Here is a 12209-nt window from a genome sequence, read left to right on the forward strand (position 1 = left end):
CCAGGGGGTGTGGGTGAAAACGGGGCAGCAGTGTAGGCGGGTTTTTCAGGACACCAAGCTCTCGTTCCGCGCGAAATCCACCGGGTGCCTACCCACACCCACCCCGTTCCCGAGCGCACCCCGGGTAACGTTTTCGGTTGCCTGTGCGCCGTCCGGGGTCGCATGCAGGGGAAGGCCCCGGAGGGCCCGCCTGTTCATCGCCGTCGGCGCCCCCAGGAATGGGACGCTGTGCCCCACGCATGTCGCACCGAGGAGAACGGATGTCGCGCTTCACATGGCTGGCCGCAGTCTTCGTGCTCACCTGCCCCCTCTGGGCGCAGGCCAAGCCCGCGGCGGATGAAACAGCGCGCGTGTACGCGGCCGAGGCGATGAAGCAAGCCTCCTCGCCCCGGGGCGCGGCCGGCCTGTTGCGGCTGCACTCGCTGGTGGACGAGGTCGAGGACCTCACGCCGCTGGTGAGCACGTACGCCTACATCGCCTCGCGGCGCCAGTTCGACGCGAACACGCGCGCCACCGCGCAGCTGCTCCTCCTGGACACCGAGCGGGCCCGCGGCCGGCTGACGCGCGCCAACGAGGTGCGCCAGTGGATGGGCTTCGTGGGCGACTACTACGTCGTCGGCGGCTTCGACAACGAGGGCAAGTCCGGCTGTGACACGGACTTCGGTCCGGAGGCCGCCGCGCTCGATTTGACGGCCACCTACCCGGGCGCCAAGGGCCGCCAGGTGTCGTGGCGCAAGCTGACGGCGAACACGGCGGATGGCTACGTGGACCTGGCCACCGCGGTGCGCCCCAACCGCGAGGCCGTGGCGTACGCGGCCACGTGGCTGGAGTCCAACCAGGAGACGCGCGTGACGCTGGGCCTGGGCACCTCCGGCGCCTACCGCCTGTGGGTCAACGGCCAGCTCGCCTCCAAGGAGGACCGCTACAACCTGCCGCGCCCGGACCAGTCCCGCGTGTCCGTGAAGCTGCGCAAGGGCCTCAACCGCGTGCTCCTCAAGGTGTGCCAGGAGACGGGCCCGCTGGGCTTCTACCTGCGCCAGGAGGCGCCGGGCGTGCGCGCGTCGCTGCCGGCCAAGGCCCCCGCCGTGGAGCGCGGCGCGGCCCCCGCGCCCCAGGTGCTGCCCACGCTCACCTCCGCGCTCGAGGCGCTGGTGAAGAAGAGCCCCGACGACGCGGCCCTGCGCGGCGACTACGCGCGGGTGCTCGGCTTCTACCGCGGCTTCGATGACCGCGAACACACGGCCACCGTGGAGGCCTCGCGCGCCGCGGAGCTGGCGCCCCAGGACGCGCGCCTGCAGATGCTCGCGGCGAGCCTCCAGCGCGACGACCTGAACGAGCGCCGCCGCTTCCTCGAAGCCGCGGTGAAGGCGGACCCCGCGCTGCCCGAGGCCCGCGTGGCGCTGGCCGACTTCGAGATGGAGCGTGGCCACCCCGAGCGCGTCATCCCGCTGGTGGCGCCCGTGCTGGAGAAGACGCCGGACGACGCCCCCGCGCGCCTGGTGCTCGCGCGCGCCCACGACGCGCTGGGCGAGCGTCCCCGCGCGCACGCGCTGGTGGAGGAGTCCTTCCGCTACCAGCCCCGGCAGCCGCGCGCGGTGCGTTCCGCGGCGCAGATTTCCCGTCAGCTGGGCCGCAACCGCGAGGCCATGGACCGCATGCGCGTGGTGCTGGCGCTGCGCTTCGACGACACGGGCACGCGCCGCTCGCTGGCCGCGCTGCTGGCGGACTCCGGCCAGGTGGAGGCCGCCGAGCGCGAGTACGCGCAGCTGGTCGCCCTCAACCCGTTCGACAACGGCGCGCGCGTGAGGCTCGCCGAGCTCAAGGCCAGCAACGGCAACGTGGAGCAGGCCGTGGCGCTGTTCGCCGAGGCCCGCGCGCTGTCGCCCGACGAGCCGGAGGTCTACGAGCGCGAGGGCCGCGCCCTGCTCGCCGCCGGTCGCCGCGAGCCCGCGCTGGCCGCCTTCGAGCGCTCGCTCGTGCTGCGTCCGCAGAACCCCGGCCTCAAGGAGGCCCTGCGCGCCCTGAAGGGCGAGGGCACCGGCGCCGGCATGCAGCACGTGGTGGACGCGAAGCCCCTGGCGAAGGAGGCCGAGGCCTACGTCCACGAGGACGCCATCTACCTGGTCGACAACACCTACGTGAGCGTCCAGAAGAGCGGCCTGTCCAGCCGGCTGTCGCAGATGGTGGTGAAGGTGCAGAACGCGCGCGGCGTGGACGCGTTCCGCACGCTGCCCATCACCTACTCGCCGGACCGTCAGGAGGTGCGCATCCTGCGCGCGCGCGTGACGAAGGCGGACGGCTCCGTGGTGGAGAGCTACGGGGAGAACGACCGCAACATCAACGAGCCGTGGACGGGCATGTACTACGACGCCCGCGCCAAGGTGCTGTCCTTCCCGTCGCTCGCCGCCGGCGACACGCTGGAGGTGACGTACCGCCTGGACGACACCGCGCAGGAGAACCTGCTGTCGGACTACTGGGGTGACGTGGAGAGCGTGCAGGGCGTCTACCCGAAGCTGCGCTTCCAGTACCTGGTGGAGATTCCGAAGGAGCGCCCGCTCTACTGGAACAAGAGCAAGTTGAACGGCGTGGAGAGCGCGCAGGAGTCGCTCGAGGGCGGCCGCGTGCTGTACCGCTGGGGCGCGAAGCACGTGGCCAAGGTGGTGCCGGAGCCGGGCATGCCGGGCTGGGCGGAGGTCGCCCAGAACCTGCACGTGTCCACGTACCAGACGTGGGACCAGGTGGGCCGCTACTGGTGGGGGCTCGTGAGAGATCAGCTGCAGCCCAACGCGGAGCTCAAGCAGACGGTGGACCAGGTCCTCCAGGGCGTGGACCGCAAGAACGAGCTGGCGGTGGTGCGCGCCATCTACAACTTCGTGGTGACGAACACGCGCTACGTGGCGCTGGAGTTCGGCATCCACGGCTTCAAGCCGTACCGGGTCGACCGCGTGCTGGCGCGCCGCTTCGGTGACTGCAAGGACAAGGCGAGCCTCATCCACTCCATGCTGCGGGTGGCGGGCGTGGACAGCCGGCTGGTGCTCTTGCGCATGCGCAACCTGGGCGCGCTGGACGCGGAGCCGGCGAGCCTGGCGGCCTTCAACCACGCGATTGCGTATGTGCCCAAGTTCGATTTGTACCTGGATGGCACGGCGGAGTTCCACGGGGCCAAGGAGCTGCCCAGCGCGGACCGGGTGGCCAACGTGCTGGTGGTGGAGCCGGACGGCAAGAGCACCTTCCTGGTGACTCCGGAGGCGAAGGCGGAGGACAACGCCACGGGCCTGAAGATGGACGTGACGCTGCGCGCGGACGGCAGCGCCGAGGTGACGGGCGCCAGCACGGTGAGCGGGCAGAGCGCGCCGGAGTACCGCCGCGCCTACCGCCCCGAGGCCACGCGCAAGTCCACCTTCGAGCGCGCGTGGGCGCAGAGCTTCCCGGGCCTCACGGTGAACGAGGTGTCGCTCAACGACACCACGCGCCTGGACGAGGACGTGGCCATGGGCTTCCGCATGAGCATCCCGCGCTACGCGGAGGTGATGTCCAACGCGGTGCGCTTCCTGCCCTTCGGCACGGGCCGCACCTACCAGCAGGCCTTCGCGCCCCTGGCGGAGCGCCGCTTCGACCTGGTGATGCAGAGCCCGTGGGTGAACCTGTTCAACCTGCGCTACACGCTGCCGGCGGGCTGGTCCGTGACGGAGCTGCCGCAGGCGGTGGACGAGACGAACCCGTTCGGAAGGCTGCGCCTCACCTACCGCGTGGAGGAGGGCAAGCTCGTCGCCGAGGGTGAGGTGAAGCTCTCCGTCGCGCGCATCAAGTCGGACGAGTACCCGGCGTTCCGGGAGTTCCTGGGTCGGGTGGACCGCGCCTTCGGTCGTCGGGTCGTCATCCAGGGGCCCGGCGGGCGTACGGCGTCGCTGACGCCGTGAACGGCTGAGCGCACAGGGCCGGGCTCCACGTGGGTTGCCGTGGAAGCCCGGCCGTGTACTGTCGCCCCCAACCTGGGAGGGCGGCTCGATGGAACACCGACGATGGATGGGACTCGCGGTGGCGGCGGTGGTCTTCTCGGGCTTCGGTGCGGCCGCGGCCGAGCCCGAGGTGAAGCCCGTGCCCGAGGTCCTGGAGGTGGGGACACTCACCTCGGCCTTCGCTGAGTTCCAGCGGACGTGTGCCGCGGAGGGGCAGCGGCTGTGGGGCCACTCGCTGTGTGCTCCGCTCCTCGTCGTCCATCCCGCCACGCGCGTCTTCGTCGCGAGCACCTGGCCGAAGGGCGCGGGGACAGGGCCGTGGGTGGGCGTGCTCCCCTCGGAGCTCACCATCGCGAACACGGCCCTGAGCTGGGCGGGGACCACCTGGGTCCAGCTATTGGGGCCGTTGCCCGACGTCCCCGTGCGTCGCCGTGCGCTGATTGCCCATGAGGCTTTCCATCGGCTCCGGACCACCCTGGGACAGCCTGGGCGGGAGAAGGACAATGCGCACCTCGATGGCATCGAGGGCCGCACGCTGCTGCAGCTCGAGTGGCGTGCCCTCGCGGCCGCCCTGCGCGCGACGGCGCCTTCGGTCCGCGCTCGCGCCGTCGAGGACGCGCTGGTGTTCCGCCGTGAGCGCCGCGCGCTCTTCGCCGAGGCGGCCGTCGCGGAAGGACTGCTCGAGGAGAACGAAGGCCTCGCCGAGTACACGGGCGTCGTGCTGGCGGGGGCAGATGCACGGGGCAGGCGGGCCCTGGCGCTGGAGAACCTCGACGATGGCGCCAGGCGGAAGTCCTTCGTGCGTGCGTTCGCCTATGCCTCGGGCCCCGCCTACGGACTCCTGCTGGACGAGGCGGGGACTCGCGCCCAGGGGTGGCGGGCCCGGGCGCTCGCCGGGGCGGACCTGGGAACGCTGCTTCAGGACGCACTGAAGTTGGGGATGCCGGAGTCCTCACCCGAGCGTGAAGCGCGCTACGACGGCGCCGCGTTGCGAGAGACCGAACGCGAGCGGTCTCGCCTCGCCGAGGCCCGGGCCGAGGCGCTGCGCAAGAAGCTGGTGGAGGGTCCGGTGCTGCGCCTCCCGTTGGTCCGCATGCGCATTCAGTTCAACCCTGGTGAGCTCATTCCGCTCGCCGAGCACGGCACGGTGTATCCCGGCGCGCGCATCGTCGATGCGTGGGGTTCGCTCACGGTGAGCTCCGACGTGCTCCTCGCTTCGGACTGGAAGACGGCCACGGTGAACGCCCCTCACACGGAGCTCCGAGATGGTCGATGGGAGGGTGAGGGCTGGGTGTTGGAGTTGGCACCCGGCTGGAGCGCCAAGGCGGGGCCCAGACCTGGAGACCTGACGCTCCAGGCACCCGAGGCTCGCGCGCCAAAGCCTCAGCCCTGACACGGCTTGAGCGAATGCGAGAGGGGCCTCCATGTGGCTCGCGCGCATCGAGGCCGCAGAGACACAGAAGCAGACGCTGACGCTGACGACGCACCTGGAGTCCCCTGCATCAACCCTCGCCCCTCGCGTTCACGAGGAGCGACGGGCTTCTGACTCCACCGCCGGAGGCCTCGCCGGTTTCAACCCACGCCCCTCGCGTTCACGAGGAGCGACACAGCGTGGGCCTGCCTTTCCATGGGCCGAACGGTTTCAACCCACGCCCCTCGCGTTCACGAGGAGCGCCGCTGGTGGCTGCCGTCCGGAAACTCAGCATCCAGGTTTCAACCCACGCCCCTCGCGTTCACGAGGAGCGACTCATCCGCCCGCCGTTGCTCTCCCTGGCCGAGAAGTTTCAACCCACGCCCCTCGCGTTCACGAGGAGCGACTGCAGCGCCCACGTGACGAGGCCGCTACAGTCGTTTCAACCCACGCCCCTCGCGTTCACGAGGAGCGACCACCGAGAGGAGACGTCGGTGCGGGAGCGCCAGACGTTTCAACCCACGCCCCTCGCGTTCACGAGGAGCGACCCGGTCCGCGACCTCATCGGCGGCCCGCTGACGATGTTTCAACCCACGCCCCTCGCGTTCACGAGGAGCGACGGACGTTGCGGAGCGTGACGAAGTTGATGATTTTGTTTCAACCCACGCCCCTCGCGTTCACGAGGAGCGACCGGCGACCATCTCCTCCGTGTTCGGCGCGCCGGTGTTTCAACCCACGCCCCTCGCGTTCACGAGGAGCGACGGCCGACTTTGGGTTGGTGGTTAGGTTGCTAGCAGAGTTTCAACCCACGCCCCTCGCGTTCACGAGGAGCGACATACAGATAGGGCAGGTCGTGAGGGGTGCCACTCAGACTGTTTCAACCCACGCCCCTCGCGTTCACGAGGAGCGACGCTGTCCCAGTCGATGTCCGCGTGCGCATCCATGTTTCAACCCACGCCCCTCGCGTTCACGAGGAGCGACCGCCCACCAGCGTCTGCCGCTTGTACTGGAGGGTGTTTCAACCCACGCCCCTCGCGTTCACGAGGAGCGACCAGCGCCTGCTGCCGGGACGCCATGTTCTGCCCGTTTCAACCCACGCCCCTCGCGTTCACGAGGAGCGACGGCATCTCGTAGGTGTTACAGGCGTTAGGCATTGTTTCAACCCACGCCCCTCGCGTTCACGAGGAGCGACCCAGGCATTCTGGGTCCCCGCGGCCTCTGCTGAGTTTCAACCCACGCCCCTCGCGTTCACGAGGAGCGACCCGGACGCGGTTTCCCGGCCGAGTGCCGCTCTTGTTTCAACCCACGCCCCTCGCGTTCACGAGGAGCGACCACGTTGAGGTCGGTGCTCGAGCCCCTGCGCCAGTTTCAACCCACGCCCCTCGCGTTCACGAGGAGCGACCGGCCCTCGGACTGGAGCTGATTCAACCAATCCTTGTTTCAACCCACGCCCCTCGCGTTCACGAGGAGCGACTGCGCTCGCTGGGTGTCCCAACGCGACTACGCGCGTTTCAACCCACGCCCCTCGCGTTCACGAGGAGCGACGGGCGAGGTCGGCGCCCTCTTCGGGTTGTTCGGGAAGTTTCAACCCACGCCCCTCGCGTTCACGAGGAGCGACTAAGCGAGCGGTGGGGCAGGTCCCACTGACCCCGGTTTCAACCCACGCCCCTCGCGTTCACGAGGAGCGACCCTGCCTGTCCAACCTAGCATGACCACAGGGGTATTCGGCCGCTTCGCGCGAACCCCACCCAAGGAAGGAGCCACAGCGCGCAGCAATCAGCCCTTCGCTCAGGCAACCTTCAAGAACTATTGGAGATTTCAAAGAGCGCGAACCCTCGGCGGAGCGCACACCGGGACAGGTTCGCGCTTTCGCCGCCCCCCAGCAAGCAGCCTCCCGACCGCGCAGCCGCGCGCGCTCTCGTCGCCATCCTGACACCCTCCAATCCCAGTGGACCAGAAGGACGCTACAACCAGGTCATCCTGGCAGCACCGTCCTCCCATGCGCCATCCGTAACGCGTGGAGAGATGTTCCCCGCATCGAGGTGTCATGCAGCCCGGCGGCCGTACCGCATCGCTCACCCCGTGAGGAGAGATGATCGACGCCCCGCCTCAGGGCCGAGGCGCACGAGCGGCGAAGGTGGTGGCGATGATGCGGTCGGCGAGCACCGGCCGCGCCTGCCCCATGCGGTGCGTGTTGAAGGCATAGACGAGACGCCGGCTCGAATCCCGCGTGGCACCCATGCCGCTGACGTAGCCCTGGCGCGCCCCGCGCCGTCCCCACACCGTCACGCCGTCCAGCTGATAGCGCGCCAAGCCCGCGCCATGGGCCGCGCGCCCGCCACTCGCAGAGGAAACGTCCGGCACCGTGAACATCTCCTCGAGCTGCTCGGCGGGCAGCAGCTGGCCCCGGAAGAGCGCGGAGAGGAAGGTGTCCAAGTCGGCGGTGGAGGAGATCATCTCCCCCGCAGCCCACATCAGGGACTGGTTCGCCTCCGTGACATCCACCCAGCGCTGCGTCCCGTCCGCGCTGGCGAGAGCCTCGTAGCCGCGCGCGTGGGGGCCAGGAATCGTCGGGTCATTGCCCGGCACGGACGTGTCGCGAAGGCACAGCGGCGTGAGGATGCGCTCCCGCACAGCGTGGCCGTAGGGCCGGCCCGTCACCTTCTCGATGAGCAACCCCGCCACCAGATAGCCGATATGCCCGTACTCCTGCACGCTACCCGGCATGAAGCGCGGCCCCTGCGGGAGCGCCAGCGCCACCAGCTCGCGCGGAGACCAGCGGCGGAAGCGGTGCTCGAAGAACCACTCGGGATGGCGCGTGGACAGCGGGACACCGGGCAGGCCGTGGGTGTGATTGAGCAACTGCCGGACAGTGATGAGCGGGTAATTGGGTGGCAACAAGCCGGGCAGCGAATGCTGTACCGGACGGTCCAGGTCCACGCGGCGCTCGGCGGCGAGCTGCAACAACACCGTGGCGGTGAACGTCTGCGTGAGGCCACCGATGCGGAAGCGTGCGTCGGTCGGCATGGGCGCGCCGGTGTGCAGGTCCGCCACGCCCGCGGAGCCGAGCCACCGGCCCGCGGAGCCCTGCACGCGGACCTGGGCGGCAGTCGCGTCGGGCAGCTCGATGATGACCTGCCGCAGCGTCTCGCGGTCCAGCGGCGCCAACAGTGACTGGCCCCAGTCCAGGCCGTGTTCACTGGCGTCCACTTCGTTGGAGAGCGCTTCGTCCCCGGGAGCACACCCCGTCCCAGAAAAGCTCACCACCAATACCGCGGCACCGACCCGCAGACCCCGGCGCGGGACATCCATGTTCCCTCTCCCCTCTCGAAACTCCGGCCCGGAGGACAGAACACCAGCGAGGGAAAGCGGTGTCACCCGCTCCGTCGGGATTTCGTGGACTGGACCACGCCCCGTCGACACAAGCGTCGGGCCCCTGTCGCGCGCTTCACCCCTGGGGGCGGCGCCGGATGGCCACGCTCAGGACGCGACGAGCGCGGCGAGCAGCTTGCGCACCTCTTCGGGTCCGCTGACCCGATACGTGGCCCGCGTGGGCTTGTTGCCCGCGTGAATCGTGAGCCCGTCCTCGGGCATGGCCTCGAACAGGTCCTCGTCGGTGCGGTCATCGCCGATGGCCACCGCCCGCGTGCCGGGAGGCAGGCCGCGCAGCACGCCTTCCACCACCCGCCCCTTGTGCACGCCGTGAGGCCGCACCTCCACCACCTTGTCCCCAGGGAGGACATCCACCGGCCTGCGCGCGAAGGTCTCCGCCAGCTTCAACCGCAGCTCGCGCGACTGCAGCGCGCCGAACTCCGGGTCCACCTGCCGGTAATGCCACGCGAGCGACGCGGACTTCTCCTCCACGAACGAGCCCGGCACGCGCGCGGCGAACTCGTCGAGCACCGGCCGGGCCGCCGCCTTCCACTCCGCCGACACGCCCTCCAGCATCTTCCACGTGTCCCCGGGCTTGGGGCGCGACCACAGGCCGTGCTCCGCGTAGAGGCCCATGTTCAGCGTGCCGAACCACGCCTCCAGCGTCTCCTTCGGCCTGCCGCTCACCACGTTCACGGAGATGTCCGGCCGCGCCAACAGCTTCGCCAGCAGCTCGCGCAGCGCGTCGTCCGGCGCGGCCAGCTCCGGCCTGCGCGCGAAGCCCACCAGCGTGCCGTCGTAGTCGAGCATCAACGCCAGTCGCTCGGCGGACTTCATCACCGCCAGCGCCTCGTCGCCGCTCTGGAACTTGCGGACGGAGACCGAGGGCAGCCCCTGCAGCCGTCCCAGGAAGCTGGACACCCACCAGTGGACGTCGTGGGCCTTCACCTGCGCGCGCAGGGTGCGCATGCGCTCGCGGCGCTCGGGCTCGGCCATCTCCAGCGCCTCCTCGATGGCATCCGCCGCCTTCTCCACGTCGTAGGGATTCACGGCGACGGCCCGGTGCAGCTCGTCCGCCGAGCCGGCGAACTCGCTGAGCACCAGCACGCCATCCTCGTCCGGCCGGGCGGCGCAGAACTCCTTCGCCACCAGGTTCATCCCGTCCCGCACCGGCGTGACGAGCATCACGTCCGCGGCGCGGTACAGCCCCGCGAGCTGCTTCTCGTTGAAGGAGCGGTAGAGGTAGTGCACCGGCACGTTCTGCACGGTGCCGTAGTGGCCGTTGATGCGCCCCACCAGCTCGTTCACCAGCTCGCGGTACGTGGCGTACTCGTCCACCTGGGTGCGGCTGGGCACGGCCACCTGGATGAAGCGCAGCCGTCCACGCCACGCGGGCTCTCGCTCCAACAGACGCTGCACGGCGAGCAGCCGGCGCGGGATGCCCTTCGTGTAGTCGAGTCGGTCGATGCCCAGGAGGATGCGCTGGCCCTCGGCGGTGCGTCGCAGGGACGCGACCTCCTCCAACACGCTCGGCTCCTTCGCGAGCGACTCGAACGCCTCCGTGTCGATGCCCATGGGGAACGCGCCCACGCGCACCTGACGCCCTTCCCACATGATGCGGTCCACATCCGTGTCCAGACCGAGCTGCCGCAGCAGCGAGCCGGAGAAGTGCCGCACGTAGCTCACGGTGTGGAAGCCGATGAGGTCCGCGCCGAGCAGTCCCTTCAGCAGCGCCTCGCGTCGGGGCAGCGTGCGGAAGATTTCGGAGGAGGGGAACGGGATGTGGTGGAAGTAGCCGATGCGCGCCTCGGGCAGGCGCTGGCGCAACAACCCCGGCAGCAACATCAGCTGGTAGTCGTGGACCCAGATGGTGTCTCCGGGTTGATAGTTCCGGGCCACCAGGTCCGCGAAGCGCTCGTTGACCTTGCGGTACACCTCCCAGTCGCGGTCCTGCCGGGGGACGCGCTCCAGCATGTAGTGGCACAGCGGCCAGAGCACGCGGTTGGAGTAGCCCTCGTAGTAGCGGCTCACCTCGCTGGGCGAGAGGTCGATGGGCACGCAGCGCTCCTCGGCGAGGCGCGCCTCCACCTGGGTGCGTTGGGTTTCCGACAGACGGGACACGTCACCGGGCCAACCAATCCACAGACCGCCGGAGCGCTCATGGGGTCGTCGAAGGCCCGTGGCCAGCCCGCCGGAGCTGCGCACCACGGCGACGCTGTCCTTCTCCACCTTGACGGTGACAGGGAGACGATTGGAGACGAGCAGGAGTCGAGGCATAGAGCCTCAAACCCTTATTCACTCCCTCCACGAATGGCCATCGTCGATTCGCGCGAGGTGGCGATTGTTGGACCCTCGTGTGTCGCGCGAGGGGCCCAGCCGAGTCGCGAGAGCAACGCGGGCTCGCGTCCCGGTTTCCAGATGAACGCGTCCAGCACGTAGTGCGTGGCCTGCGGCAGCGCGAGCAGCGGCACCACCAGCGCGAGCAGGTCCGGTGACAGTCCCCACCCGGCGCCACCGAAGAGCCCGGTGCGCTCGTGCCAGATGAAGCGGTCCCACAAGAGCTCTTCCGCGAACGCCAGCGCCACGAGGAACAGGAGGAAGCCCGGCAGGCCCGCGCGGAGGATGGAGCTCGCGACGCCGAAGTCCCCTTCCCCATCGCGGCCACGCGCGTAGCGGAACAGGAGCGCGAAGTACGGCACGCCGTGCAGCACGACGTTCATCACCGTGAAGGTGAAGTCGTCACGCGCGAGGACGATGCCGCCGAACCACGTCACCCACGTGGCGCCGATGAGCAACACCTTGCCCAGCTGGAGTCCCTCGCCACGCACCACACGAGCGAGCTGGAAACAGGCCCAGGTGAGGAGCACGCCCGCGTGCAGCGCCAGCGCCACGGTGCCGAGCCACGAGGGCAGGCCGGGGAGGAAGTCGCCTTCGACGAACCACCAGAACGCGCGCGGCAGGTTCGCGTGCCACCACACCACGGGGCCCACGGTGGCGGCGTAGATGGCGGCGGCGTCGAGTCGACGCTCGAGGTCCGAGGCGCGGGCCTTGCGCGTGTAGAGCGCCACCCAGCCGTACTGCTGGCGGACGAAGTGGAACAGCGCGACGTAGGCGAACAGGGTCCAGAACACGCCCGCGGAGATTTGATGCGCCAGCACGCCGACGACCCAGGCGACCAGGGGAGCACCCAGGTAGAGGCCGGGGCGCTCACGCAGCTGGCCCGGGTCCAGGTAGGTACGGAACAACGTGGACCACACGTGGGCCACGTCCACGCAGACGACGAGCAAGAGCCACGCCCACGGGGGCGTGTCACCCGCGGCACCGAGCCACGGCGCGGCGAGCACGAGGGCCACGGACACGAGGGCACTGCCAGCGAACACGGCGAGGTCCACGCGCGGACCGAACAGCCAGCTCTGAGAAGGCGCGAGGAAGCGAGGCATCCGGACCGTGAGGCTACCAGCCTCGCG

5 protein-coding genes and 1 CRISPR repeat array are annotated in these 12209 nt (G+C 69.9%); of the genes, 2 read left to right on the forward strand and 3 right to left on the reverse strand.

Annotation, left to right across the window (positions count from 1 at the left end; all coding sequences use genetic code 11):
• Positions 1-260 precede the first annotated feature (260 nt).
• Both LXT21_RS06335 and LXT21_RS06340 read left to right on the forward strand, forming a co-directional pair.
• The gene (locus LXT21_RS06335; RefSeq protein ID WP_254037189.1) at positions 261-3920 is read left to right on the forward strand and encodes a DUF3857 domain-containing protein; all 3660 of its coding nucleotides are present in this window, start codon (positions 261-263) and stop codon (positions 3918-3920) included.
• An 88-nt stretch (positions 3921-4008) separates the two neighbouring features.
• A complete protein-coding gene (locus LXT21_RS06340; protein ID WP_254037190.1) occupies positions 4009-5352 on the forward strand; it encodes a hypothetical protein in 1344 nt (447 codons plus the stop codon).
• 106 nt (positions 5353-5458) lie between these two features.
• Positions 5459-7059: direct repeats of the CRISPR family, unit length 37 nt; unit sequence GTTTCAACCCACGCCCCTCGCGTTCACGAGGAGCGAC.
• A gap of 420 nt (positions 7060-7479) precedes the next feature.
• On the opposite strand, the gene LXT21_RS06345 is transcribed toward LXT21_RS06340, so the two are convergent.
• The 3 genes from LXT21_RS06345 to LXT21_RS06355 form a co-directional block, all read right to left on the reverse strand.
• Entirely contained in the window at positions 7480-8682 is a 1203-nt protein-coding gene (locus tag LXT21_RS06345; RefSeq protein ID WP_254037191.1) for a serine hydrolase domain-containing protein, read from the reverse strand.
• Positions 8683-8850: 168 nt separating this feature from the next.
• Positions 8851-11019 (reverse strand): bifunctional alpha,alpha-trehalose-phosphate synthase (UDP-forming)/trehalose-phosphatase, encoded by a 2169-nt coding sequence (locus LXT21_RS06350; RefSeq protein ID WP_254037192.1) that lies wholly within the window; start codon positions 11017-11019, stop codon positions 8851-8853.
• Between the two features lie 14 nt (positions 11020-11033).
• Positions 11034-12182 (reverse strand): hypothetical protein, encoded by a 1149-nt coding sequence (locus LXT21_RS06355; protein WP_254037193.1) that lies wholly within the window; start codon positions 12180-12182, stop codon positions 11034-11036.
• Positions 12183-12209 lie beyond the last annotated feature (27 nt).

It is taken from the genome of Myxococcus guangdongensis (assembly GCF_024198255.1).
GTDB classification, from domain to species: Bacteria; Myxococcota; Myxococcia; order Myxococcales; family Myxococcaceae; genus Myxococcus; species Myxococcus guangdongensis.

Coding starts and splice junctions, on each gene's coding strand:
- LXT21_RS06340 (WP_254037190.1), top strand. CDS start 4,009: ATGGAACACCGACGATGGATGGGACTCGCGGTGGCGGCGGTGGTCTTC.
- LXT21_RS06345 (WP_254037191.1), bottom strand. CDS start 8,682: ATGGATGTCCCGCGCCGGGGTCTGCGGGTCGGTGCCGCGGTATTGGTG.
- LXT21_RS06355 (WP_254037193.1), bottom strand. CDS start 12,182: ATGCCTCGCTTCCTCGCGCCTTCTCAGAGCTGGCTGTTCGGTCCGCGC.
- LXT21_RS06335 (WP_254037189.1), top strand. CDS start 261: ATGTCGCGCTTCACATGGCTGGCCGCAGTCTTCGTGCTCACCTGCCCC.
- LXT21_RS06350 (WP_254037192.1), bottom strand. CDS start 11,019: ATGCCTCGACTCCTGCTCGTCTCCAATCGTCTCCCTGTCACCGTCAAG.